We start from the raw sequence: 24611 nt of genomic DNA, 5'->3' as shown, positions 1-24611 counted from the left end.
GTCAGCGGCGCAGCAGGCGACCCGTCGCTGTCGCGGGTACGGCGTCCGTGGTCGCATCGAACACCGTCTCGCCGCGCAGCACCGTCCGCGTGACGCGACCCTGCAGGGTGAGCCCGGCGTACGGGGTCGGCTTGTTCCTGTGCGCGAGCGCCTCCGCGTGCACCTCGTACGAGTCGGTGGGCGACCACAGGACGAAGTCGGCGTCGTACCCGGCGGCGATCGCCCCCTTGCCTGCCACGCCGGCGATGCGTGCGGGGGTGGTGGACATCCAGGCGCTCACCCGCTCGATCCCGACCCCTCGGCGCACCGCCGAGTCGGCGACGGCGGCGAACCCGACCTGGAGGCCCGTGATGCCGCCCCACGCCTGCTGGAGGTCGCCGCCGCCGCGGGACTTCTCCGCTGCGGTCGACGGCGAGTGGTCGGACACGACGCAGTCGATCACACCGTCGACGAGCGCGTCCCACAGCGCGTCCTGGTTGCCGCGGTCCCGGATCGGCGGGCAGCACTTGAACTCCGTCGCGCCGTCCGGGACCGAGCCGGCGTCGAGCACGAGGTAGTGCGGGCAGGTCTCGACCGTCAGCGGCAGCCCCTCTGCGCGGGCGTCGGCGATCAGACCGAGCGCGCGGGCGCTCGAGAGGTGCACGAGGTGCGTCCGCGTGCCGTGCTCGCGGACCGCGTCCACGACCCGAGCGATCGCGGCGACCTCGGCCTCGTCGGGGCGCGAGGAGACGAAGTCGGCGTACGCCCGGCTCGGTGGCGCGGGGGACGAGGCGATCACGTCCGGGTCCTCGGCGTGCACGATCAGCAGGCCGTCGAACCCGCCGATCTCGCGCATCGCGGCGTGCAGCTGGTCACGGCCGAGCGGAGGGAAGTCCGCGACACCGGAGTCGATCAGGAAGCACTTGAAGCCGAGCACGCCCTCGTCCCACAGCCCCTCCAGCGAGCCGAGGTTGTCGGGCACCGCGCCGCCCCAGAAGCCGGTGTCGACCCGCACCTGGCCCTCGGCCCGGCTCCGTTTGAGCGCGAGCGCTTCCGGGGTCGTCGTCGCGGGGACGCTGTTGAGCGGCATGTCGACGATCGTCGTGACGCCGCCGCGCGCCGCCGCCTCGGTCGCCGTCGCGAAGCCCTCCCACGCGGTGCGCCCCGGCTCGTTCACGTGGACGTGCGTGTCGACGACGCCAGGGAGGACGTACGCACCTGCGCCGGCGTCGTCGCCGCTCGCGCCGAGGGTCACCGCCGTGATCGTGCCGTCGGTGATCGTGATCGTGGCCGGCCGCAGCTCGCCGTCGACCAGCGCGTTCGCGGCGCTGAGCGCAGACCGGCCCATCCTCAGCAGAACCCGCCCACCAGGGCCCACGCCGCGTCGGCCGAGTCGGCGCCGTCGCGCAGCACGGACGCCTCGATCAACCCGTACGGACGGTCGGCGACGGAGAAGACCTCGCCGGGGTTGTCGAGGTCGAAGGGCGTCAGGTCGACGAGGAAGTGGTGCTTGTTGGGCATGGAGAAACGGACCTCGGCGATCTCGGGCACGGCATCGAGCACCGCGGAGCCCATCGCGTAGAGGGACTGCTGGAGCGCGAGCGAGTACGTCTCGGCGAACGCGTCGAGCATCGCCGCTCGCGCCGCCTCGTACGCCCGGTCGTACGCCGTGGCGTCGAGCGGTCCGGCGTCCGCCGCGTACCGCCACCGGGCCGTGACCGACGTCGCGAGGATCCGGTCGTCCGCGTCGGCCAGCGTCGTGAACTCGTCGCGCGGGAACCCGACGAACTCCGACCCGGTCGACTTGAGCACGACCAGGTCCGCGAGCCCCGCGAGGACGGTCGTCGCGTCGGAGTCACGGACCACCAGCGCCGTACGGGTCTCGCCGCCGTCGCGCACGAACGCATGGTCGTGTCCCTGCGGGCTGGCCGCGGTCGGGATGCGCGACCACGCGTACTGCTCGGCCTCCCAGCGCCCGCCGGTGACCCAGTCGAAGGAGCCCGTGAAGTGGTCGGCGAGCCGGAGGAGGAACGTCTCGGGAGCGCCGACGCCCTCGCGCGCGAACGCGTACACGGTGTTCTTCTGCGTGTCGGTCGCCACCACGTGCGCGTTGTCGCCCTCGGTGTGCGCCGCGGTGAAGTCGCCCGTCAGCTGGCTCGTCACCGACAGGTCGCTCACGCGGTGCCGCGGCGTGTCCCGGTCGACCCGTACGAGGCGGACCTGGGCCTTGCCGTACTGGTTGGGGCCGAGCTGGTACGGGGCCGGCACGTCAGCTCCCTCGGTAGGTGGAGTAGCCGAAGGGGCTCAGCAGCAGCGGCACGTGGACGTGCTCGTCGGTCTCGATCGTGAAGGTGACCTCGACCGTCGGGAAGAAGGCCGACCGGTCGTCGCGGGCGAAGTAGGCGTCGGTGTCGAACGTCAGCCGGTAGGTGCCGGACGGGATGTGCTTGGGGCCCAGCTCGGTGATCCGACCGTCGGCGTCGGTGGTGCCGACGGCCATGGGCTCGACGGAGCGCTCGTCGACGTGGCTGAGCGTGACGGCGAGGCCGGCTGCGGGGAGTCCGAGGGAGGTGTCGAGGACGTGGGTGGTGACGTGGCTGGTCATGCCCCATCCTTGCCGGTCCGCAGCGCCGCCACCACTGATTGCAGACGAAGGGTCGCGATCTCCCGCAGCTCGGCCCTGACGACCTCCCGCTCGGTCGCGTCGTCGTTGCCGAGACGGTCTTCGAGGAGGGCGAGGATCTCCTCGGCGTCGCGTCCGGCAGCACGGACGAGGAAGACCCGGTCGAACCGCTTCTCGTACGCCGCGTTGCCGGCCTGGAGCCGCGCCGCCACGTCGTCGTCGGTGGCAACCCGCGACTGCTCGCGCGCCGACATCGCCGCCTCTGCGGCGGGACGTCGCGAGCGCTCGCCGATGCGGGGGTGTTGCGCGAGCGCGTGGTCGACCTCCTCGTCGGTCCAGGTGGCTGCCGCCGCGTCGGCGTGCTGCAGGAGCGCGGCGACGGACTCGTACGGACGGGCGGTGACGACCGCCTCGACCCAGCGGGGGACGTCGGCGCACCTGGTCAGTGCCGCGGCGAGCTCCGCCCCCGGCATGGCGTTGACGGTGGCGAGGTCCACGGTGCTCGCCGCCACCGCCAGCACGGCTGCCTCGAACGCGTCGATCGCCGCTCCCACGTCGTCGACCCGCACGGACTCGTCCGGGTGGTGCGAGACGCCGTCGCGGCACCGGACGAACTGCATCGCGACCGGAGTCACCGTGGCGATCGCCATCGCGTCGTGGCCCGCCAGGCTCGTCAGCACCATCGGCGCGTCCTGCCCTGTCGTGGCCCGCACTCCGGTGGCGATCGCGTCGCGCAGGTGAGGATCCATCTCCACCGCCGGCGCGCGGTGCGTCTCGGTCGCCTCGAACGCCAGCCCCCGCTCCGCGCAGCGCTTCTCGATCGCGTCGGCGATCAGGTCCCAGGCGCGGTCGCGGTCCACGTCGCGCTCCGCCCGCAGGTCGAGCGTGAAGTCGGCGCGACCAGGGACCACGTTGACCGCGCCGGGGTGCACCTGCATCGATCCCACGGTCGCGACGACGCCCTCCGCGCGGGCGATGCGCTCGACGTCGATCACCGCGTGGCTCGCTCCGACGAGAGCGTCGCGCCTCCGGTCGTACGGGGTGCCTCCGGCGTGCCGTGCCTCCCCGACGACGCTGAGGGTGAAACGTCGCGCGCCGGCGATCGAACGGACGACGCCGAGCGGGAGGTCGGCGGCCTCGAGGTACGAGCCCTGCTCGATGTGAGACTCGAGATAGCCGACGAGCGACCCGGGGTCGCGTGCGGCGTCACCGGCCCGGGCCGGGTCCAGGCCGAACCGCGCGAACGCCTCCCGCAGCGTCGTCCCGTCCGCGTCGCGCTGCTCCCACCAGCTCTGGTCCCACGTGCCGGCCAGGCCACGACTGCCCGTCAGGGCCGCACCGAACCGGGCCCCCTCCTCGTCGGAGAAGCCCACGACCTCGAGCGCGAAGGGCAGCGACGCCCTCCGGTCTCGCAGCCGCTCGGCGACCGCGACCGCGACGACGACGCCGAGCGGCCCGTCGTACCGTCCCGCGTCCGGCACGGTGTCGAGGTGCGAGCCGAGGAGCAGCGCGGGCAGCCCGGGCGTCGCCCCCTCGAGTCGCCCGCAGACGTTGCCGACGGCGTCCGTCCAGGTCGACATGCCGGCCTCGTGCATCCACGAGGCGGCGAGCGTGCTGGCGGCCGCGTGCTCCGGTGTCAAGGAGAAGCGGTCGATGCGGCCCTCGACCGCGCTGAGCGTCGCGAGCGCGTCGCACCGGTCGAGCGCCGTACGCGCGTCGGCGAGCGGGTCGCGTGCCCTCATGCGGCGTACACCTCCTTCGCGGCGGCGAAACCCGCCCCTGGTAGCGGGGACGTGCCGGCGCCGCGCAGCACCTGCTCGAGCGCGGCCAGGGTCGTCAGTACGGCGTCGTGCCGCGCGTTCCAGCCCATCGTGCCGATGCGCCAGACCTTGCCGTGCAGCGGACCGAACGACGTCCCGATCTCGATCGCGAAGTCGGTCAGCATCTGGGCCCGCGCGGCATCCCCGTCCACGCCGTCCGGGATCTCGACCGCGACGACGTTATTCATCCTGTGCGCCTGATCGCCGAAGAGCACGAGCCCGAGCGCCTGCACGCCGGCCGTCATCGCGGCGCCGTGCAGCCGGTGGCGTGCGACGGCCGCGTCCATGCCCTCCTCGACGAGGAGGCGCGCGCACTCGCGAGCGCCGTACAGCATCGTCGTGGCCTCGGTGTGGTGGTTGAGGCGACGCGGCCCCCAGTAGTCGAGGATCATCGCGAGGTCGAAGTAGTTGGAGCCGATCCGGCGGCCGCGCTCGGCGTCGCCGGCCTCGCGGATCCCGGCCTCCACGTGGCGTCGACCGAGCACGACCTCGACGGCCGCGGGCGAGAGGGTGATGGGCGCGCTCCCCGACGGACCGCCGAGGCACTTCTGCAGGCCCGCCGTCGCGACGTCGAGCTGCCAGTCGTCCATCGCGAACGCGTTGCCGGCCAGCGACGCGGTGGCGTCGACGTACGTCAGCACCCCGAGCTCCCGGCAGACCGTACCGACCTCCGAGAGCGGCTGGCACATCGTCGTGGACGTGTCGCCCTGCACGGTCGCGAGCACCTTCGGCCGCACACGGCGTACGGCGTCGGCGATCTGCTGCTCGTCGAACACGGTTCCCCACGCCGTCTCGATCACGTGCACGTCCGCCCCGCAGCGCTCGGCGATCTCGCGCAGCAGGTGGCCGAACCGTCCGAGGACCGGCACCAGCACCCGGTCGCCCGGCTCGAGCAGCGACACGAGGGCGGCCTCGATGCCGGCGCGCGACGTGCCGTCGACCAGCAGCGTGGCCTCGTTCGTGGTCCGGAAGACGTCGCGGTAGAGCGCCATGGTCTCGTTCATCGACTCCGTCATCCACGGGTCGAACTGCCCGACCAGCTGCGCCGACATCGCCCGCAGCACCCGTGGATCGGCGTTCACCGGGCCGGGACCCATGAGCAGGCGCGGGGGCGGATCGATCGGGGCGACGGGCACAGGTCAACTGTGACACCGACACCGCGGGACGGCCCGCGAACCGCTCAGCTCGACCGACCCGTCCGCGACGCCGCCTAGGCTGGTCGGGTGATGACGCTCGACGACCTCGCGGACGACGCCCTCCTGCGTCTCCACATGGACGCGAGCACGATCGAGCGCGGCCGCGCCTACGCGCGCGACGGCTACGTCATCGACCTCGACGTCGCTCGCAACCGCGACGGCTACCTGCTCCAGAGCAGCGTGGCCGGCACCAGCGCGGCGAGCTACCAGACGGTCGTGTCGGCGCGCAGCGAGCCGGGCCAGCCGGTCGAGCTCTACACCGCGTGCTCGTGCCCGGTGGGCCACCGCTGCAAGCACGCCGTCGCCACGGTGCTGGTCGCTCGCGACCGCGCCGCACGCGCCGCGACGTCGTCCGCCGAGCCCGAGCGGGGTCCGAGCTGGACGCGGGTCCTCGACGACCTGCTCGGCGACGCCGGCGACGACGGGTCGTCGGCGGCGCGCCCGGCGAGGCCCGGGCAAGACCTCGCCCTCCGCGTCGAGATCAGCGCCAGCGGGCCGCAGGAGCGGCGCTTCGGCCGCACCTGGAACGACGCCGTACGCCCTGCGCTGAGGCTGCGGCCCGTCACCCGCGGTCGTCGTGGCGCGTGGGTCAAGTCCGGTGTGGGCTGGCGCGACCTCGTGGTCGCCGACCCCCGCGACGGTCGTTTCGTCCCCGAGCACCTCGACGTCCTGCGCGCGATCCACGGCACGCACCGTGCGCGCTACTCCTACGGCTTCGGCTCCGAGGACACCCTCCCGCTGACCGCGCTCGGGGCGTCGCTGTGGCGGCTCCTCCGCGAGGCCGGTGAGGTGGGGCTGCCGCTGGTGGCGTCCGGCTTCGCCGAGGTGCGGGTCGCGCCGCAGCCTGCCCGGGCCGCGCTGGACGCCCGGGCCGACGACCGTGGAGGCGCCGTCCTCGTCGCCGGGGCGGCGGTCGGGGGCGCGTGGAGCCCCTCGGACGACGTGACCTTCCTCGGCACGCCCGAGCACGGCGTCGCGCTCTGGGAGGGCAGCGGTGACGACGCCGTGGTCACGCTGGCGCCACTCGACCGGCCGCTCTCGCCGGCGGTCAAGGAGATGTTCGCGGCCCGCGCTCCGGTGACGGTGCCGCCGGACGGCATGGACGAGCTGCGCCACACCTACCTCCCCCGCGTGGGTCGCCTGATCGAGGTGGGGTCGCGCGACGACTCCGTCCACGTGCCAGCCCCGCCTGCCCCGCACCTCGTCCTCGCCCTCAGCTGGGTCGGTGGCGCGGAGGCGCGGCTCTCGTGGGCGTGGCACTACCGCAGCCCCGCGACCGGCCAGACCGTGCGGGTGTTCGCGCTCGACGACGAGCCCGCGCCGTTCGGCATGCGCGATCCAGCCCTCGAGTCGGCGGTGCTCTCCGGACTCGTGCTCGACGAGGCGGCGGCGGTCCTGCTGCTGCGCGCGGGGACGGCAGTGCCCGCCCCGTACCCCGAGCTCGTCCTGCGCGACATGGACGCGGTCCGGTTCGCCCACGACATCCTTCCCGGTCTCCGTGACAACCCCGCGTTCGAGGTGCAGGTCGACGGTCACGAGCCGGCGTACGAGGAGGTCGTCGGCACGCCCGAGATCTCGTTCACGACGGCCCCGACGCCGTCCGGCCGCACCGACTGGCTCGACCTCGAGGTGGTCGTCACCATCGGCGGACGTCAGGTCGGGCTGGCGACGATCATCGAGGCGATCGCGACCGGGCAGGACAAGATCCTGCTGCACAAGACCGACCGCAAGGGCACCTACCTGTACGTCAGCGTCGACCACCCCGAGCTCGACGCACTCACCCGCATGCTCGCCGACGCCCGCGCGCTCAGCGACCGCCGCCGCGACGAGGGCACGATGAGCGTGGCGACGAGCGCGTTCGACCTGTGGGACGAGCTCGACGAGATCGGCGTCGTCGACGCGCAGGCAGCCCGGTGGGTCTCCCTGGCCCGGCGGCTCGTCGGGTCCGAGGGGGTCCCCGCGCTCGCTGCGCCCGCCGGTCTCAAGGCCACCCTCCGCCCGTACCAGCTCGAGGGCTTCTCGTGGCTCGCGTTCCTCGCCGAGCACGGCCTGGGCGGGATCCTCGCCGACGACATGGGGCTCGGCAAGACTCTGCAGACGATCGCTCTCGTCACGCACGCCCGCGAGCGCGAGCCGGACGCGCCACCGTTCCTCGTGGTCGCGCCGACGAGCGTCGTCGCGACGTGGGCAGGGGAGGCGGCCGCCTTCGCGCCAGGGCTGGTCGTGCGCACGGTCACCGAGTCCAGCGCCCGACGGCGTGAGCCGTTGCCCGCGGTGGTTGACGGCGCCGACATCGTCGTCACCTCGTACACGCTGCTGCGGCTCGAGGCCGACGACTACGTGGCGCTGCCGTGGTCCGGCCGGATCCTCGACGAGGCCCAGGCGGTCAAGAACCACCGGGGCAAGACCTACCAGGCCGTCTGCCGGGTCGAGGCGCCGTTCTCGCTGGCGATCACCGGCACCCCTGTCGAGAACGACCTCATGGAGCTGTGGTCCCTGCTGTCGCTGACCGCGCCGGGGCTGTTCCCGCACCCGCTCCACTTCTCCCACGAGATCGCCAAGCCGATCGAGAAGGGCGGCGACGGCGAGCTCCTCGCGATGCTCAAGCGACGCATCCGGCCGGTGATGCTGCGTCGCACCAAGGAGCTCGTGGCCGCAGACCTGCCACCGAAGCAGGAGCAGGTGCTGGAGGTGGCCTTGTCCGCGCGCCACCGCAAGCTGTACGACACCCACCTGCAGCGTGAGCGCCAGCGCATCCTCGGCCTGCTCGAGGAGGCCGGCGACGACGAGGCAGCGTTGAGGCGGCACCGCATCACGATCTTCGCCGCTCTCACCCGCCTGCGGCAGCTGAGCCTCGACCCCGCCCTCGTCGACGAACGCTACGAGGCGGTCGGGTCCGCCAAGACCGACCTGCTCGTCGACCACGTCCGCGAGCTCGCCGCCGAGGGCCACCGTGCGCTCGTCTTCAGCCAGTTCACAACCTATCTGCGGCGCGTGCAGGCCCGGCTCGAGAGCGAGGGCATCGCCACCGCGTACCTCGACGGCAGCACCCGCGACCGTGCCGCGGTCATCGACGGATTCAAGTCGGGTGACCAGCCGGTGTTCCTCATCAGCCTCAAGGCCGGCGGTGTGGGCCTGACCCTGACCGAGGCCGACTACGTCTTCGTGCTCGACCCGTGGTGGAACCCCGCCGTCGAGGCGCAGGCCGTCGACCGGGTGCACCGCATCGGCCAGCAGTCACCGGTGAACGTCTACCGGCTCGTCTCTGCAGGGACGATCGAGGACAAGGTGGTCGAGCTGAAGGCGCGCAAGGCCGAGCTCGTCGCCGGCGTGCTCGACGACGGCGCTCTGTCGTCTGCCGCGCTCACGGCCGACGACCTGTCGGGTTTGCTCGAGACCTGAGCCAAACACTGCGACATTCCGGACACCTTCACTGCAGCACCCGGCGAGGCGCGCCATATTGAGAGCAGGGCGACGGGGGAACGGCGCCCATGACGAGGGGACGACCGATGACCGGATCCGAGACCACCAGCGCCGGCGGGGCCCACGCCCTCCCGTCGAGCGGCGAGGCACAGCCTGTGGTGTCGCTCCCGGTCGCGCGAGCGCTCGCGCTCCTGCGGATCGTGCTCGGCTTCACCTTTCTGTGGGCCTTCCTCGACAAGCTCTTCGGGCTGACGTACTCGACCCCGAAGGACGCGGCCTGGATCGACGGCGCCAGTCCCACCGACGGCTACCTGTCGAACGCTGCCAAGGGCCCGTTCGAGAGCTTTTACCACTCGATCGCCGGACAGTGGTGGGCCGACTGGCTCTTCATGCTCGGCCTGCTCGGCATCGGTGTCTCGCTTCTCCTCGGGGTCGCGATCAGGATCGGCGCCGTCTGCGGCTGCCTCATGTACTTCCTGATGTGGACCGTCGCCCTCCCGCCGGAGACGAACCCGGTCGTCGACGACCACATCATCGGCCTGCTCGCCGTCGCGGTCTGCGGGCTCGCGCTCGCGGGCGACACCTGGGGGCTCGGCAGGATGTGGGGCGCGCTGGGGTTCGTCAAGGCGAACCCCTGGCTGCGCTAGCGCTAGCCCGTCAGCGAGTCGCGCACCGGGACGAGCTTGGCCTGCGACTCGGCGAGCTCGGCCTCGGGGGAGGAGTCCGCGACGATGCCGCACCCGGCGAACAGCCGGACCCGCGACCCGTCGTACTCGGCCGAGCGCAGCGCGATGCCCCACTCGCCGTCGCCGTCGGCGTCGATCCACCCGACCGGCGCGGCGTAGCGGCTGCGGTCGAGGTGCTCGATCTCAGCGATCAGCTCGAGCGCCGTCGCCCGCGGCGTTCCCCCGACCGCGGCCGACGGGTGCAGCGCGGCGGCGAGGTCGAGAGCGGTCGCTGACTCGTGCTCGGCGTCGACCACGCCGGCGACGTCGGTGGCCAGGTGCATCACGTTCGGGAGGTGGAGCACGAACGGCGTCTCGGGCACGTTCGTCGACGAGCAGTACGGCTCGAGCGCGTCGGCGACCGAGCGGACGGCGTACTCGTGCTCCTCGAGGTCCTTGCTGGAGCGGGCCAACGAGCCGGCGAGGGCGAGGTCGCGGGCGTCGTCGCCGGTCCGGCGGATCGTGCCGGCCAGCACCCGCGAGGTCACCAGCCCCCGCTCACGGCGTACGAGCATCTCCGGGGTCGCTCCGAACAGGCGGTCGACGTGGAAGGTCCAGCAGTTCGGGTACGCCTCGGCGAGCCGCCGAAGCGGTGCGCGGACGTCGAGCGGCGCCGCGAGGTCGGCGACGAGGTCACGGGCGAGGACGACCTTGTCGAGGGCGCCGGACTCGATGCGGCGGACCGCGTCGGACACGATCGTCTCCCACTGCGCGCCCGACGTGGAGCCGTCGGTGAACACCGCGGCCTCGGGGGTGGCCGGCTCGTCGCTCGGGGCGATCCGCGGCGGCGGGGCGAGCGCGGACTCGCGGATCGTGGTGACCCAGGTGGTGCCGCCGCGTCGGCCGACCACGACGCGCGGCACGACGAGCACGGAGCTGCCGCCGGTGCGGCCCTGCGTACGACCGGAGTCGTCGGCGAACGCGAACGAGCCGAACGCGACCAGACCGCTGCCGGGGACGCCGACCTTGTCGCGCACGACGGAGTGGGCCGAGACCTCGCGCCACCAGTCGCCGGCGTCGTCGAACCGGCTCGCGCCGGACGTCTCGACCCGGGCGGCCTCGCCCCAGCCCACGATCCCGTCGCCGTCGCGGACCCAGGCGAGCGCGCCCTCGGTGGGGAGCAGGTGGGTGAGGGGGACGCCGTCGAGGTCGGACGGTGCCAGCGGGACCGACTGCGCCACCAGTCGGAGAGGGCCACGGAGAGGCACGACGGTGTCGGTCACGTCTGCCAGGGTACGACCCGTGCCGTGGAGGACACCGTGGTGCGTGACACAGTTGCCTCGTGAGCCGAGCGAACCTGGACAAGCAGCCGCACGAGGTCGCGTCGATGTTCGACGCCGTCGCCAAGCGCTACGACCTCACGAACGACGTGCTGTCGCTGGGTCAGGACCGCCAGTGGCGTCGCCGCGTCCAGGCGCTGGTCGCCGCGCAGCCCGGCGACCGCGTGCTCGACCTCGCCGCAGGCACGGGCACCTCCTCGGTGCCCTTCGCCGACGACGGCGCGTACGTCGTGCCCTGCGACTTCAGCATCGGCATGCTCCGTGAGGGCAAGCGGCACCACGCCGAGCTGCCGTTCACCGCCGGCGACGGCATGCGCCTCCCGTTCGCCGACTCGACGTTCGACGCGGTGACGATCTCGTTCGGGCTCCGCAACGTGCACGAGCCCGAGGTCGCGCTCGCCGAGATGCTGCGCGTGACGAGGCCCGGCGGACGGCTGGTGGTCTGCGAGTTCAGCCACCCCACGTTCGGGCCGTTCCGCACGGTCTACCTCGAGTACCTGATGCGAGCACTCCCGCCCGTCGCGCGAGCCGTCTCCTCGAACCCCGACTCGTACGTCTACCTGGCCGAGTCGATCATCGCGTGGCCGGACCAGCTCGGCCTCGCGAAGGTGATCGCCGAGACCGGTTGGGGCGCTACCCGCTGGGAGAACCTCTCCGGCGGGATCGTCGCGCTCCACACCGCGACCAAGGCCTGAAACGGCACCTCCCCAGGCCCTGAATTACGCACCGTGTTTGTTGCGTAATCGCAGGTCGGGCGGCGTTTCCGAGGTCCTGCTGTGACCTCGCCCACCCCGTGTCGTGGCCGTCCGCTCGCCGTGGCATAGTGACGTGCAACACAAGGAATCACCGCTCGGTGATGTCCGCGTGGACAGGCTCGTGAACATTTTCACGAAGGGAGGATGCGGTGACCGAGTACACCCCGGTCTTGGTGCTCGCCGCCATCTCGGGAGCGTTCGCGGTGTTCTCCGTGCTGATCGCCCCGCTCACCGGACCGAAGCGCTACAACCGCGCCAAGGTCGACTCGTACGAGTGCGGCATCGAGCCGACCCCGCAGGCAGCGGGAGGCGGTCGCGTTCCGGTGAAGTACTTCATCACCGCGATGCTCTTCATCGTGTTCGACGTGGAGATCATCTTCCTCTACCCGTTCGCGGTGGAGTTCGATCTCCTCGGCTGGTTCGGCATCGTCGAGATGCTGCTGTTCATCGCGACGGTCTTCGTCGCGTACGTCTACGTCTGGCGCCGCGGCGGACTGGAGTGGGACTGACATGGGCCTGGAGGAAAAGCTTCCCAGCGGGGTCCTGCTGACGACCGTCGAAGGTCTCGCGGGCTACTTCCGCAAGGCGTCGTTCTGGCCGGCCACCTTCGGCCTGGCCTGCTGCGCGATCGAGATGATGGAGTTCGGCGCCCCGAAGTACGACTCGTCGCGCTTCGGCATGGAGGTCTTCCGTGCCTCGCCGCGCCAGGCCGACCTGATGATCGTCGCCGGGCGCGTCAGCCAGAAGATGGCGCCGGTGCTGCGCCAGATCTACGACCAGATGGCCAACCCCAAGTACGTCCTCGCGATGGGCGTGTGCGCCAGCTCCGGCGGCATGTTCAACAACTACGCGATCGTCCAGGGCGTCGACCACATCGTCCCGGTCGACATGTACCTTCCCGGCTGCCCTCCGCGGCCCGAGATGCTCATCGACGCGGTGATGAAGCTGCACACCAAGATCCAGGACACGAAGCTCGGCGCGCACCGCACCGCCGAGATCGCGGCCGACGAGAAGATCGCCCTCGAGGCGGTCCCGACGACGGCGATGAAGGGGCTGCTGCGATGACTCAGGACCCGAGCAGCACGTCGGTCGGAGGCGAGGACGTCGTCCCCTCCACGGCACGCACCCTCGAGGTCGTCGAGGTCCGCGAGGGCATGTTCGGCATCCGCGGCTCCGGAGACACCTCGGGTTACGGCGGGCTCCAGCGGCCAGTCGCGATGCCCGAGGCGTCCGCCCGTCCGTACGGCGGCTGGTTCGACGACGTCGCCGACCGGCTCGAGCAGATCCTCGGCGAGAGCGTCGGCGCCGGTGCGGTGGAGTCGGCCGTCGTCGACCGTGACGAGCTCACGCTGCACGTGTCGCGCGAGCGGATCCGCGAGGTCTGCCAGCACCTGCGCGACGACGCGGCGCTGCGCTTCGAGCTCTGCAGCGGCATCTCCGGCGTCCACTACCCGCACGAGACGGGCCGCGAGCTGCACGCGGTCTACCACCTGCTGTCGATGACCCACAACCGGCGCATCCGGCTCGAGGTCGCCGCCCCGGAGTCCGACCCGCACATCGAGTCGGTCGTCGCCGTCTACCCGACCGCCGACTGGCACGAGCGCGAGACGTACGACTTCTTCGGGATCGTGTTCGACGGCCACCCGGCCCTCACCCGCATCCTCATGCCGGACGACTGGCCCGGCCACCCCCAGCGCAAGGACTACCCGCTCGGCGGAATCCCCGTCGAGTACAAGGGCGCAACCGTCCCACCGCCCGACGAGCGGAGGTCGTACTCGTGAGCACCACCGACCAGACACAGACCGATCCGTACGCCCCGGCCCAGGAGACGACCTCCGGCCCCGTCTACACCGTCACCGGTCAGGACTGGGACACCGTGGTCTCCGGCGTCGATCCCGACGTCTCCGAGCGGATCGTCGTCAACATGGGGCCCCAGCACCCGTCGACGCACGGTGTGCTCCGGCTGATCCTCGAGATCGAGGGCGAGACGGTGACCGAGGCCCGCTGCGGCATCGGCTACCTGCACACCGGCATCGAGAAGAACATGGAGTACCGCACCTGGACCCAGGGCGTCACGTTCTGCACCCGGATGGACTACCTGTCCCCGATGTACAACGAGGCCGCCTACGTCCTCGCGATCGAGAAGCTGCTCGGCATCACCGACCAGGTCCCCGAGAAGGCCGACGTCCTCCGCGTGATGATGATGGAGGTCAACCGGATCTCCTCGCACCTCGTCGCGATCGCCACCGGCGGCATGGAGATCGGCGCCCTGACCGTGATGACCGTCGGGTTCCGTGAGCGCGAGCTGTGCCTCGACATCTTCGAGCTGTTCTCGGGCCTGCGCATGAACTCCGCCTACCTGCGGCCGGGCGGAGTCTCGGCCGACGTCCCCGACGGCGGTCTCGACGCGGTCGACCGGTTCGTCGCCCTGATGCGCAAGCGGCTCCCCGAGCTGGCGGCGCTGTGCAACCAGAACCCGATCTTCAAGGGACGCCTCCAGGACGTCGGCTTCCTCGACCTCGCCGGGTGCCTCGCGCTCGGCATCACCGGGCCGGCGCTGCGCTCGACCGGCTACGACTGGGACCTGCGCAAGAAGCAGCCCTACTGCGGCTACGACACGTACGACTTCGACGTCATCACCCGCGACGAGCCCGACGCGTACGGCCGGTTCCGCATCCGGCTCGACGAGATGGACCAGTCGCTGCGCATCATCGAGCAGTGCGTCACCCGGCTCCGCGGCCTCGAGGGCGCGCCGGTGATGGTGGCCGACAAGAAGATCGCGTGGCCCGCGCAGCTCGCGGTCGGGCCCGACGGCCAGGGCAACTCGCTCGAGCACATCCGCCACATCATGGGCGAGTCCATGGAAGCCCTGATCCACCACTTCAAGCTCGTCACGGAGGGCTTCCGCGTCCCGGCCGGCCAGACCTACGTCAGCGTGGAGTCGCCGCGCGGCGAGCTCTCGTGCCACCTGGTCTCCGACGGCGGCACCCGCCCGTACCGTGCGCACTTCCGCGACCCGTCCTTCAGCAACCTGCAGGCCACCGCGGCGATGTCGGAGGGCGGCATGCTCGCCGACGTCATCGTCGCGATCGCCAGCATCGACCCGGTGATGGGAGGGGTGGACCGGTGAGCGGTCTGGACTCCGCACGTGTCCGCGACGACCTGCAGGCGATCATCGCCCGCTACCCGCAGAAGCGGTCGGCGCTGCTCCCGATGCTGCACCTCGTGCAGTCCGTCGAGGGCCGGGTGACGTCCGAGGCGATCGAGCTGTGCGCCGAGCTCCTCGACATCTCGGCGGCCGACGTCAACGGCGTCGCGACCTTCTACACGATGTACAAGCGGCGCGAGGTCGGCGACTACCACGTCGGCGTCTGCACCAACACGCTGTGCGCGGTGATGGGCGGCGACGCGATCTTCTCCCGTCTGCGCGAGCACCTCGGCGTCGGCAACGACGAGCGCACGGCCGACGGCAAGGTCACGCTGGAGCACATCGAGTGCAACGCAGCCTGCGACTACGCGCCGGTGATGACGGTGAACTGGGAGTTCTTCGACAACCAGACTCCCGACTCCGCCGTCGAGCTCGTGGACGACCTGCGTGCCGGCACGCCGCGCACCGCCAGCCGCGGTGCACAGATCGTGACGTGGCGCGAGGCGGAGCGCGTGCTCGCCGGCTTCCCCGACGGACGCGCCGACGAAGGCCCCGCTGCCGGCGAGGCGTCGCTGGCCGGACTGCGGCTCGCGCAGGAGCACGCGTGGACTGCGCCGGAGTCGCCCGCCGGCCGCGACTCGCAGGCTCGCTCGGCGTCCGGCGAGTCCCCGGAGGCCGCCGTCGCGCAGGCCGACACGCAGCGCGCCGAGTCGGAGGCGTTGGTCGACGACAGCACCACCCCGCCCGCGCAGCGCGACGAAGCCGAGGAGGCCGAATGAGCGTCGCACCCCTCACGCCGGTCCTCACCCAGGGGTGGGACCACGAGCGCTCGTGGACGCTCGACGCCTACGGCGAGTACGCCGCCCTCCGTTCGGCGCTGGGCCAGGCCCCCGACGACGTCATCGCGACCGTCAAGGACTCCGGTCTGCGCGGACGCGGCGGAGCGGGCTTCCCCACCGGCATGAAGTGGGGCTTCATCCCGCAGGACCCGAGCCAGCCGGGCGGTGACAAGCCCCACTACCTCGTGGTCAACGCCGACGAGTCCGAGCCGGGCACCTGCAAGGACATCCCGCTGATGATGGCGAGCCCGCACGTCCTCATCGAGGGCGTCGCGATCACCTGCCACGCGATCCGCGCCAAGAAGGCGTTCATCTACGTCCGCGGAGAGGTCCTGCACGTCATCCGCAGGCTCCAGGCCGCGGTCGAGGAGGCGTACGCAGCGGGGTTCCTCGGCGCCGACGTCTTCGGCTCGGGCATCGACGTCGACGTGGTGGTCCACGCCGGTGCCGGCGCCTACATCTGCGGCGAGGAGACGGCGCTGCTCGACTCGCTCGAGGGGCGCCGCGGCCAACCGCGGCTGCGTCCGCCGTTCCCGGCCGTCGCCGGCCTGTACGCCGCACCGACCGTGATCAACAACGTCGAGTCGATCGCCTCGGTGCCCTGCATCGTGGAGAACGGCGCGGAGTGGTTCGCCTCGATGGGCACCGAGAAGTCCAAGGGCATGACGATCTACTCGCTGTCGGGCCACGTGAAGCGGCCAGGCCAGTACGAGGCCCCGCTCGGCATCACGCTGCGCGAGCTGCTCGACCTGTCCGGCGGGATGCGCGAGGGCTCGGAGCTGAAGTTCTGGACCCCGGGTGGCTCGTCCACCCCGATCCTCACCGCCGAGCACCTCGACGTGCCGCTCGACTACGAGGGCGTCTCCGGTGCGGGGTCGATGCTCGGCACGAAGGCGCTGCAGCTGTTCGACCAGACGACCTCGGTCGTACGCTGCGTGCTGCGCTGGACGGAGTTCTACAAGCACGAGTCCTGCGGCAAGTGCACCCCGTGCCGCGAGGGCACGTGGTGGCTGGTGCAGACGCTCGAGCGGCTCGAGGCCGGCAAGGGCACCGAGGGCGACATCGAGCTCCTCCTCGACCAGTGCGACAACATCCTCGGGCGCGCGTTCTGCGCGCTCGGCGACGGTGCGACCAGCCCGATCACCTCGGCGATCGAGCACTTCCGCGACGAGTTCGAGGCAGGGATGCACACGCCCGCGTGGGACCTGTTCCCGTACGAGGCGTCCACGGCCTGGAAGGGAGCCACGGCATGACGGTCACGAAGGGCACGGAGACCGGCGGTGAGCTGGCCGACCAGGACCTCGTCACGCTGGTCATCGACGACGTCGAGGTGAGCGTGCCCGCGGGCACGCTGGTGATCCGCGCGGCGGAGCTGATCGGTGTCGAGATCCCGCGCTTCTGCGACCACCCGCTGCTCGCTCCGGTCGGCGCGTGCCGCCAGTGCCTCGTGGAGGTCCCCGACGCCGGCAACGGCCGTGGCATGCCCAAGCCGCAGGCGTCCTGCACGCTGCCGGTCTCGCCCGGCATGGTGGTGAAGACGCAGATCACGTCGCCGGTCGCCGACAAGGCGCAGAGCGGCATCATGGAGTTCCTCCTGATCAACCACCCGCTCGACTGCCCGATGTGCGACAAGGGTGGCGAGTGCCCCCTCCAGAACCAGGCGATGAGCCACGGCGAGGGTGAGTCGCGGTTCGCGGAGACGAAGCGGACGTACCCCAAGCCGCTGGCGATCTCGCCGCAGGTGCTGCTCGACCGTGAGCGCTGCATCCTGTGCGCGCGCTGCACCCGCTTCTCCGAGCAGATCGCGGGCGACCCGTTCATCGCGATGGCCGAGCGCGGCGCGCTCCAGCAGGTCGCGATCTACGAGAACGAGCCCTACTCGTCGTACTTCTCCGGCAACGCCATCCAGATCTGTCCCGTCGGCGCGCTCACCAGCTCCGCGTACCGGTTCCGCTCGCGTCCGTTCGACCTGGTGTCGACCCCGTCGGTCGCCGAGCACGACGCCTGCGGTGCTGCGATCCGGGTCGACCACCGTCGCGGCAAGGTGATGCGCCGCCTGGCCGGCGACGATCCCGAGGTCAACGAGGAGTGGATCAGCGACAAGGACCGCTTCGCGTTCGCCTACGACCGCCAGGCCGACCGCCTGACGCGTCCGCTGGTTCGTGACCCCGAGACCGGCGCGCTGGAGCCTGCGTCGTGGCCGTCAGCGTTCCTCGCCGCGGCCCGTGGGCTCACCGCGGCGGCCGGATCGGGCGGCGTCGGTGTCCTGACCGGCGGCCGGCTGACGGTCGAGGACGCGTACGCGTACGCCAAGCTGGCGCGCACCGTCCTCGGCACGAACGACATCGACTTCCGTGCCCGCCCGCACTCCGACGAGGAGGCCGAGTTCCTCGCGCACGCGGTCGCAGGCACCGGGCTCGGCGTCACGTACGCCGACCTCGAGGCGGCCGGCAAGGTCGTCCTGGTGGGCCTCGAGCCCGAGGACGAGGCGGCCACGATCTTCCTGCGGCTGCGCAAGGCCTGGCGCCAGAACGGCACCGAGGTCGTCGCCCTCGCGAGCCACGCCACCCGCGGTCTGGAGAAGGTCGGCGGACGCCTGGTCCGCACCGTCCCCGGCGACGAGGCCAAGGCGCTGGGCGAGGCCGGTCTGACCCCGGGCACGATCGTGCTGCTCGGCGAACGGCTGGCACGCGTCGAGGGCGCCTTCACGACGGCCCTGACGGCGGCGACGCGCAGCGGCGCACGACTGGCCTGGGTCCCGCGGCGTGCGGGCGACCGTGGCGCGGTCGATGCCGGGTGCCTCCCCAACGTGCTGCCGGGCGGTCGCCCGGTGCTGGACGGAGAGGCGCGCGCAGACCTTGCGGCGGCCTGGGGTGTTGCTTCCGTTCCGGGCGAGGTCGGTCGCAGCACCGACGAGATCCTCGCCGCGGCCCTCACAGGTGAGATCGGCGGTCTGCTGGTCGCCGGCGTCGAGGTCGACGACCTCGCCGATCCGCGCGGTGCGCTGGACGCCATCGACGCGGCCGGCTTCGTGGTGAGCCTCGAGGTCCGCGCCAGCGCGGTCACCGAGCGGGCCGACGTGGTCCTCCCCGTCGCTGCCACCGTGGAGAAGTCGGGCTCCTTCCACAGCTGGGAGGGCCGCCGCCGCCCGTTCGGCGCGGTGCTCACCGTGCCGCACGCGCTTCCCGACACCCGCGTCCTCGCCGGCATCGCCGAGGCCGCTGGGCGCGACCTCGGGTTCCGTACGCCCGACGCGGCCGCCGCGGAGCTGGCCGAGCTCGGTGCCTGGGACGGTGCGCGCGCGCCGAAGCCCGAGGTCGTCCCAGGCCGTGCGCCGCGGACAGACCCCAGCGAGCTCGTCCTCGACACGTGGCGCCGGCTGATCGACGACGGACGCGGCCAGGACGGCGACCCGCACTACCAGGCGACGGCGCGACCGTCGGTGGCGCTGCTCTCCCCGGCGACCGCGCGGGCGGCCGGTGTCCGTGACGGCGACGAGATCGTCCTCCGCACCGAGCGCGGTGCCGTGGCCGTTCCCGTGGGCATCACCGACATCGCCGACGGAGTGGTCTGGACTCCCGCGAACTCCAACGGGCTGTCGCTCCTCGGCATCCTGGGCGCGGCGTACGGAGACGTCGTCACCGTCGAGCGCGCGACCCCGGGTGACGAGGCGAACGCCCTCTCCGGGCCACCGCACCCGCACCGGCACGAGGCGCCGATCGACCAGGTGCAGCGGGACGAGACAACGGCACCGGGTGAGGACGCCACCGCGCCGTACGAGCCCGACGGGTCGAGCTCGCCGGCCCGCTCTACTCAGGAGGACGACCAGTGAGCGAGCTGTTCGGCAACGAGGCCTGGTGGGTGGTCATCCTCAAGGCGCTCCTGGTGTTCGTCGTCCTGGTGGTCTTCACCCTCTTCAACATCTGGTTCGAGCGCCGGGTCGTGGCGCGCATGCAGCACCGCGTCGGACCCAACGTGTGGGGCCCGTTCGGCCTCCTCCAGAGCCTTGCCGACGGCGTCAAGCTGGCGCTGAAGGAAGAGATCTTCCCCAAGCACGCGCACAAGGTCGTCTACTTCATCGCCCCGGTGATCGCCACGATCCCGGCGTTCCTCGCCTGGGCGGTGATCCCGTTCGGTCCCGAGGTCACGATCCCGTTCACCGACACGGTGACGCCGCTGCAGCTGACGGACATGCCGGTCGCGGTGCTCTACATCCTCGCCGTCACCTCGATCGGCGTGTACGGCATCGTGCTCGGCGGCTGGGCCTCCGGCTCCACCTACTCTCTCCTCGGCGGAGTCCGCTCCTCGGCGCAGATGATCTCGTACGAGGTCGCGATGGGCCTCTCGCTGGTCGCGGTCTTCATCTACGCCGGCTCGATGTCGACCTCGGAGATCGTGGCGGCGCAGGCCGAGGACACGTGGTTCGCGCTCCCGCTGCTGCCGTCGTTCATCATCTACATGATCGCGATGGTCGGCGAGACCAACCGCGCCCCGTTCGACCTGCCGGAGGCCGAGGGCGAGCTGGTCGGCGGCTTCCACACCGAGTACTCCTCGCTGAAGTTCGCGCTGTTCTTCCTCGCCGAGTACATCAACATGGTGACCGTCTCGGCGCTGGCGACGACGATGTTCCTCGGCGGCTGGCGTGCACCGTGGGGCATCTCGATGATCGACGGGGCCAACGAGGGCTACTGGCCGGTGCTGTGGTTCCTCGGCAAGACCCTGCTGTTCGTCTTCCTCTTCATCTGGCTGCGCGGTTCGCTCCCGCGGCTGCGCTACGACCAGTTCATGAAGTTCGGCTGGAAGGTCCTCATCCCCGTCTCGCTGGCGTGGATCGTCGTGGTCTGCGTGATGCGGCGGCTCATCGTCGACGGCGACCTCGACCCGACCAAGATCCTGATCGTCGCCGGCGTCCTCGTGGCCGCCCTGCTCGTCGTCCAGTTCATCCCCGAGCGGCGGACACCGACCGTCGAGGCTCCCGAGCCCGACGCGTTCGCCGGCGGCTACCCCGTACCCCCGATGCCCGGGCAGCAGCCGGTCGCCCCCAGCGGGGCACCGGTCGCATCCTCCGGCGAGAAGGAGGCCTGACTCCGCGATGGCTACCTTGAAGGAACAGCTCTGGGACCCGATCGCCGGCTTCGGCGTGACGTTCCGGACGATGTTCAAGAAGCCCGTGACGGTGCAGTACCCGTTCGAGAAGCGGCCGACCGCGCCGCGGTTCCACGGCCGGCACCAGCTCAACCGTTGGCCGGACGGGCTCGAGAAGTGCATCGGCTGCGAGCTGTGCGCGTGGGCGTGCCCCGCGGACGCGATCCTGGTCGAGGGCGAGTCCAACACCGAGGACGAGCGCTTCTCGCCGGGCGAGCGGTACGGCCGCGTCTACCAGATCAACTACCTGCGCTGCATCCTCTGCGGGTTGTGCATCGAGGCGTGCCCGACGCGAGCGCTCACGATGACCAACGAGTACGAGCTGGCCGACACGAGCCGCGAGTCGTTGATCTTCGAGAAGTCCGACCTCCTGGCGCCGCTGCTGCCCGGCATGGAGCAGCCGCCGCACCCGCTGCGTCTCGGCGACTCCGAGCGTGACTACTACCGCGGCGACGCGGCCGCCCGAGCAGTGGCCGAGGGGTCGATCGCGGCCGGGCCGGCGGGAGGCGAGAAGTGACCGGGTTCTTCCTGCTGGCGCCGATCATGATCGTCGCCGCGCTCGGCGTCGTCCTGTCGCGCAAGGCGGTGCACTCGGCGCTCTGCCTCGCCGTGGTGATGATCTCGCTCGCGATGATGTACGCGATGCAGGACGCTCCGTTCCTGTTCGCGGTGCAGATCATCGTCTACACCGGCGCGATCATGATGCTGTTCCTCTTCGTCCTGATGCTGGTGGGCGTCGACAAGACCGACTCGCTGGTGGAGACGATCAAGGGTCAGCGCCTGGTGGCCATCGTCGTCGGACTGCTCTTCGGCGGCGTCCTCGTCACGGCCGTCGCGCAGGCGTTCGTCGGACCCACGGTCGGGCTCGCCGAGGCCAACGCGGACGGCAACGTGCACGGTCTCGCGAAGCTGCTCTTCAACCGCTACGTCTTCGCGTTCGAGGCGACCAGCGCCCTGCTGATCACGGCGGTGCTCGGCGCGATGGTGCTCGCGCACCGCGAGCGGCTCGAGCCGCGCCCGTCGCAGCGCGACCTCGCTCTCGAGCGCATGCAGCGCTACGCGGAGCGCGGCGAGCACCCGGGCAACCTGCCCACGCCGGGTGTCTTCGCCCGGCACAACGCGGTCGACGTCCCTGCCCTGCTGCCCGACGGCACCGCCTCGGAGATCTCGACGTCCAAGACGCTCCGCGACCGCGGCGTCGTGCGCGACGGCGCGTTCGACGGCGACGTCGCGCTCACGATGCGGCGGCTCGAGGCGGACGGACCCGAGCGCGGTGTCATCGAGTCGGCGCCGATCTCGATCGCAGGGCCGCTGTCGCCGGAGTCCGAGCGCGCGCGCCCTGCGCATCCCGTCCGACCCGCGAGCGACGCCGGAGCGACCGCCGACACTCACCAGGACGAGGAGGCCGACCAGTGACCATCGATCCCTACATCGGACTGTCGGCCCTGCTGTTCGCCATCGGAGCGGTCGGCGTGCTCGTACGCCGCAACGCGATCGTCGTGTTCATGTGCGTGGAGCTGATGCTCAACGCCTGCAACCTGTCGTTCGTCACGTTCGCCCGCGCCCACGGCAACCTCGACGGCCAGGTGGCCGCGTTCTTCGTGATGGTGGTCGCCGCGGCCGAGGTCGTCGTCGGGCTCGCGATCATCGTGTCGATCTTCCGTACCCGTCGCTCGGCCTCGGTCGACGACGCCAGTCTGCTGAAGCTCTGAGGTGGCGGGAATGACGAGTATGTCCTCCATCGTGCTGGCTGCGAGCGAGCACGGCGACGTCGTGCCGGTCGCCGCCGACGGTGTTTTCTCCTGGTTGTGGCTCCTGGTGGCGATCCCTGCCGTCAGCGCTGCGATCCTCCTGATCGGAGACGGTGCGGGCGACCACGGTCCGCTCGACCGCTTCGGCCACCTCCTCGGCACGGCGGCCGCTCTCGCGTCGTTCGTCGTGGGCGTGGTCGGCTTCGTCGCGCTGCTCGGTCAGGACGTCGCCGACCGTGCCGTGACGCAGGACCTCTGGACCTGGATGCAGGTCGGCGGGTTCGACGTCACGATGAGCGTCTACTACGACCAGCTCGCGTCCCTGTTCGTGCTGCTGATCACCGGTGTCGGGTCGTTGATCCACATCTACTCGATCGGCTACATGGCCCACGACCCTCGCAAGCGACGGTTCTTCGGCTTCCTCAACCTGTTCATCGCGGCGATGCTCGTGCTCGTCCTCGCCGGCGACTACCTCGTGCTGTTCCTCGGCTGGGAGGGCGTGGGTCTCGCCTCGTACCTCTTGATCGGGTTCTGGCAGGAGAAGCGCTCCGCCGCCGTCGCCGCCAAGAAGGCGTTCATCGTCAACCGCGTCGGCGACCTCGGCCTCGCGCTCGGCATCATGCTGATGTTCGCGCAGTTCGGTACGACCAACATCCACGAGGTCGGCCTCAACGTCAGCAACGCGTCCCAGTCGGTCGCCACTGCGCTCGGGCTGCTGCTCCTGCTCGGCGCGTGCGGCAAGTCCGCGCAGGTCCCGCTGCAGAGCTGGCTCCTCGACGCGATGGAGGGTCCGACCCCGGTCTCGGCCCTCATCCACGCCGCGACGATGGTCACCGCCGGTGTCTACCTGGTGGTCCGGTCGGCCGCGATCTACGACCTCTCGGAGGTCGCACGTACGGCGGTCGTGATCGTCGGCTGCGTCACGCTGCTGTTCGGTGCCTGGATCGGCTGCGCGAAGGACGACATCAAGAAGGCACTGGCCGGCTCCACGATGAGCCAGATCGGCTACATGATGCTGGCGGCGGGGCTCGGCCCGGCCGGCTACGCGTTCGCGATCTTCCACCTGATCACGCACGGCTTCTTCAAGGCCAACATGTTCCTCGGTGCCGGCTCCGTGATGCACGGCATGAACGACGACGTCGACATGCGCCACTACGGAGCGCTGCGCAAGCTCATGCCGCTGACGTTCATCACGTTCGCGATGGGCTACCTGGCGATCATCGGCTTCCCGGGCTTCTCCGGCTTCTTCTCCAAGGACCGCATCATCGAGACGGCGTTCGCGACCAACTTCTGGGCTGGCCTCGCGGCGCTGCTCGGCGCCGGCGTGACCGCGTTCTACATGACGCGCGTGATGATCATGACCTTCTTCGGTGAGAAGCGTTGGCGGGAGGACGTGCACCCCCACGAGTCGCCGAAGATCATGACGGTGCCGCTCATCGTCCTGGCGGCGCTCTCCGTCGTCGGTGGCGCGCTGACGTTCTCCGACTGGATCGAGGACTGGCTGACTCCGGTGACGGGGTCGGAGCACCACGAGCTGGGCGTGCCGGCGTGGGTGATCACGCTGATCATCGTGGCCGTCGTGGCTGTCGGCGCCTCCCTGGCCTACGTGCTGTTCGCCCGCCGCGACATCCCGGACACCGCACCGCAGCAGGTCTCGGTCTTCACCCGGGCGGGCCGCGCCGACCTGTACGGCGACGCCGTCAACGAGGCGGTGTTCATGCGGCCCGGCCAGTACCTCACGCGCTCGCTCGTCTACGTCGACGGGAGCGGCATCGACGGCGCGGTCACGGGCACCGCGGAGCTCGTCGGTGACGGAGCGCGCGGCCTGCGGCGGCTCCAGACCGGATTCGTCCGGACCTACGCCGCCGAGATCTTCGGTGGCGCCCTCGTCCTCGTCCTGGCCCTCCTGGCGGTGAACCTCGCGTGA

At 71.2% G+C, this 24611-nt stretch carries 21 protein-coding genes; 15 read left to right on the top strand and 6 right to left on the bottom strand.

Annotated elements, in window-relative coordinates; all coding sequences use genetic code 11:
- Nucleotide 1: 1 nt before the first annotated feature.
- The 5 genes from allB to AB3M34_RS19090 are packed head-to-tail and all read right to left on the bottom strand — an operon-like array spanning nucleotide 2 to nucleotide 5558.
- Nucleotides 2-1327: an allantoinase AllB gene (allB, locus tag AB3M34_RS19110; protein WP_370616329.1), complete on the bottom strand. Its 1326-nt coding sequence runs from the start codon at nucleotides 1325-1327 to the stop codon at nucleotides 2-4.
- Nucleotides 1328-1329: 2 nt separating this feature from the next.
- The gene (gene pucL, locus AB3M34_RS19105; protein WP_370616327.1) at nucleotides 1330-2247 is read right to left on the bottom strand and encodes a factor-independent urate hydroxylase; all 918 of its coding nucleotides are present in this window, start codon (nucleotides 2245-2247) and stop codon (nucleotides 1330-1332) included.
- Nucleotide 2248: 1 nt separating this feature from the next.
- Nucleotides 2249-2584: a hydroxyisourate hydrolase gene (gene uraH, locus AB3M34_RS19100; RefSeq protein ID WP_370616325.1), complete on the bottom strand. Its 336-nt coding sequence runs from the start codon at nucleotides 2582-2584 to the stop codon at nucleotides 2249-2251.
- On the bottom strand, nucleotides 2581-4344 hold the full coding sequence (locus tag AB3M34_RS19095) for an allantoate amidohydrolase (protein ID WP_370616324.1): 1764 nt from the start codon (nucleotides 4342-4344) through the stop codon (nucleotides 2581-2583). The genes uraH and AB3M34_RS19095 overlap by 4 nt, the downstream gene beginning before the upstream one ends.
- The gene (locus AB3M34_RS19090) at nucleotides 4341-5558 is read right to left on the bottom strand and encodes a pyridoxal-phosphate-dependent aminotransferase family protein (RefSeq protein WP_370616323.1); all 1218 of its coding nucleotides are present in this window, start codon (nucleotides 5556-5558) and stop codon (nucleotides 4341-4343) included. The genes AB3M34_RS19095 and AB3M34_RS19090 overlap by 4 nt, the downstream gene beginning before the upstream one ends.
- A 90-nt stretch (nucleotides 5559-5648) precedes the next feature.
- Here AB3M34_RS19090 and AB3M34_RS19085 point away from each other — a divergent pair, with 90 nt between their 5' ends.
- Together AB3M34_RS19085 and AB3M34_RS19080 are read left to right on the top strand one after the other, a co-directional pair.
- The gene (locus tag AB3M34_RS19085) at nucleotides 5649-9020 is read left to right on the top strand and encodes an SNF2-related protein (RefSeq protein WP_370620065.1); all 3372 of its coding nucleotides are present in this window, start codon (nucleotides 5649-5651) and stop codon (nucleotides 9018-9020) included.
- A 107-nt stretch (nucleotides 9021-9127) separates the two neighbouring features.
- Nucleotides 9128-9688, top strand: a complete 561-nt coding sequence (locus AB3M34_RS19080) for a DoxX family membrane protein (RefSeq protein WP_370616322.1) — start codon at nucleotides 9128-9130, stop codon at nucleotides 9686-9688.
- A 2-nt stretch (nucleotides 9689-9690) separates the two neighbouring features.
- Here the strand turns inward: AB3M34_RS19080 and AB3M34_RS19075 are convergent, their stop codons facing one another.
- Nucleotides 9691-10998 carry an isochorismate synthase gene (locus AB3M34_RS19075; RefSeq protein ID WP_370620063.1) on the bottom strand — a complete coding sequence of 436 codons (1308 nt, stop codon included), beginning with the start codon at nucleotides 10996-10998 and terminating at the stop codon, nucleotides 9691-9693.
- 50 nt (nucleotides 10999-11048) lie between these two features.
- On the opposite strand from AB3M34_RS19075, the gene AB3M34_RS19070 reads away from it, so the two are divergent.
- From AB3M34_RS19070 to nuoL, 13 genes are all read left to right on the top strand, one after another.
- Nucleotides 11049-11741, top strand: coding sequence for a demethylmenaquinone methyltransferase (locus tag AB3M34_RS19070; RefSeq protein ID WP_370616320.1), 693 nt, complete (start codon nucleotides 11049-11051; stop codon nucleotides 11739-11741).
- 209 nt (nucleotides 11742-11950) lie between these two features.
- Nucleotides 11951-12310 (top strand): NADH-quinone oxidoreductase subunit A, encoded by a 360-nt coding sequence (locus AB3M34_RS19065; RefSeq protein ID WP_149770153.1) that lies wholly within the window; start codon nucleotides 11951-11953, stop codon nucleotides 12308-12310.
- Between the two features lies 1 nt (nucleotide 12311).
- Nucleotides 12312-12866, top strand: a complete 555-nt coding sequence (locus AB3M34_RS19060) for a NuoB/complex I 20 kDa subunit family protein (RefSeq protein WP_370616319.1) — start codon at nucleotides 12312-12314, stop codon at nucleotides 12864-12866.
- Nucleotides 12863-13582 (top strand): NADH-quinone oxidoreductase subunit C, encoded by a 720-nt coding sequence (locus tag AB3M34_RS19055; protein WP_370616318.1) that lies wholly within the window; start codon nucleotides 12863-12865, stop codon nucleotides 13580-13582. Before AB3M34_RS19060 ends, AB3M34_RS19055 begins: the two co-directional genes overlap by 4 nt.
- Complete coding sequence (locus AB3M34_RS19050) at nucleotides 13579-14931, top strand: NADH-quinone oxidoreductase subunit D (RefSeq protein ID WP_370616317.1); 1353 nt, start codon at nucleotides 13579-13581, stop codon at nucleotides 14929-14931. Before AB3M34_RS19055 ends, AB3M34_RS19050 begins: the two co-directional genes overlap by 4 nt.
- Nucleotides 14928-15728, top strand: a complete 801-nt coding sequence (gene nuoE / locus AB3M34_RS19045) for an NADH-quinone oxidoreductase subunit NuoE (RefSeq protein ID WP_370616316.1) — start codon at nucleotides 14928-14930, stop codon at nucleotides 15726-15728. The genes AB3M34_RS19050 and nuoE overlap by 4 nt, the downstream gene beginning before the upstream one ends.
- Entirely contained in the window at nucleotides 15725-17041 is a 1317-nt protein-coding gene (gene nuoF, locus AB3M34_RS19040) for an NADH-quinone oxidoreductase subunit NuoF (RefSeq protein ID WP_370616315.1), read from the top strand. The genes nuoE and nuoF overlap by 4 nt, the downstream gene beginning before the upstream one ends.
- Entirely contained in the window at nucleotides 17038-19620 is a 2583-nt protein-coding gene (locus tag AB3M34_RS19035) for an NADH-quinone oxidoreductase subunit G (RefSeq protein ID WP_370616314.1), read from the top strand. The genes nuoF and AB3M34_RS19035 overlap by 4 nt, the downstream gene beginning before the upstream one ends.
- Nucleotides 19617-20873, top strand: coding sequence for an NADH-quinone oxidoreductase subunit NuoH (gene nuoH, locus AB3M34_RS19030; RefSeq protein WP_370616313.1), 1257 nt, complete (start codon nucleotides 19617-19619; stop codon nucleotides 20871-20873). The genes AB3M34_RS19035 and nuoH overlap by 4 nt, the downstream gene beginning before the upstream one ends.
- A gap of 7 nt (nucleotides 20874-20880) precedes the next feature.
- On the top strand, nucleotides 20881-21450 hold the full coding sequence (gene nuoI, locus AB3M34_RS19025) for an NADH-quinone oxidoreductase subunit NuoI (RefSeq protein ID WP_370616312.1): 570 nt from the start codon (nucleotides 20881-20883) through the stop codon (nucleotides 21448-21450).
- Nucleotides 21447-22349, top strand: coding sequence for an NADH-quinone oxidoreductase subunit J (locus AB3M34_RS19020; RefSeq protein WP_370616311.1), 903 nt, complete (start codon nucleotides 21447-21449; stop codon nucleotides 22347-22349). Before nuoI ends, AB3M34_RS19020 begins: the two co-directional genes overlap by 4 nt.
- A complete protein-coding gene (nuoK, locus tag AB3M34_RS19015) occupies nucleotides 22346-22645 on the top strand; it encodes an NADH-quinone oxidoreductase subunit NuoK (protein ID WP_370616310.1) in 300 nt (99 codons plus the stop codon). Before AB3M34_RS19020 ends, nuoK begins: the two co-directional genes overlap by 4 nt.
- 10 nt (nucleotides 22646-22655) lie before the next feature.
- The gene (nuoL, locus tag AB3M34_RS19010; protein ID WP_370616308.1) at nucleotides 22656-24611 is read left to right on the top strand and encodes an NADH-quinone oxidoreductase subunit L; all 1956 of its coding nucleotides are present in this window, start codon (nucleotides 22656-22658) and stop codon (nucleotides 24609-24611) included.

This window comes from Mumia sp. Pv4-285 (genome assembly GCF_041320275.1).
GTDB lineage: Bacteria > Actinomycetota > Actinomycetes > Propionibacteriales > Nocardioidaceae > Mumia > Mumia qirimensis.
The sequence above is the reverse complement of the archived record's forward strand: the minus strand, read 5'-3'. Positions and strand labels throughout refer to the sequence as shown.

What these genes read in the sequence shown, in the direction of transcription:
- allB (WP_370616329.1), bottom strand. Translation starts at nt 1,327, where the DNA reads ATGGGCCGGTCTGCGCTCAGCGCCGCGAACGCGCTGGTCGACGGCGAG.
- uraH (WP_370616325.1), bottom strand. Translation starts at nt 2,584, where the DNA reads ATGACCAGCCACGTCACCACCCACGTCCTCGACACCTCCCTCGGACTC.
- AB3M34_RS19095 (WP_370616324.1), bottom strand. Translation starts at nt 4,344, where the DNA reads ATGAGGGCACGCGACCCGCTCGCCGACGCGCGTACGGCGCTCGACCGG.
- AB3M34_RS19085 (WP_370620065.1), top strand. Translation starts at nt 5,649, where the DNA reads ATGACGCTCGACGACCTCGCGGACGACGCCCTCCTGCGTCTCCACATG.
- AB3M34_RS19080 (WP_370616322.1), top strand. Translation starts at nt 9,128, where the DNA reads ATGACCGGATCCGAGACCACCAGCGCCGGCGGGGCCCACGCCCTCCCG.
- AB3M34_RS19060 (WP_370616319.1), top strand. Translation starts at nt 12,312, where the DNA reads ATGGGCCTGGAGGAAAAGCTTCCCAGCGGGGTCCTGCTGACGACCGTC.
- AB3M34_RS19055 (WP_370616318.1), top strand. Translation starts at nt 12,863, where the DNA reads ATGACTCAGGACCCGAGCAGCACGTCGGTCGGAGGCGAGGACGTCGTC.
- nuoF (WP_370616315.1), top strand. Translation starts at nt 15,725, where the DNA reads ATGAGCGTCGCACCCCTCACGCCGGTCCTCACCCAGGGGTGGGACCAC.
- AB3M34_RS19035 (WP_370616314.1), top strand. Translation starts at nt 17,038, where the DNA reads ATGACGGTCACGAAGGGCACGGAGACCGGCGGTGAGCTGGCCGACCAG.
- nuoI (WP_370616312.1), top strand. Translation starts at nt 20,881, where the DNA reads ATGGCTACCTTGAAGGAACAGCTCTGGGACCCGATCGCCGGCTTCGGC.
- nuoL (WP_370616308.1), top strand. Translation starts at nt 22,656, where the DNA reads ATGACGAGTATGTCCTCCATCGTGCTGGCTGCGAGCGAGCACGGCGAC.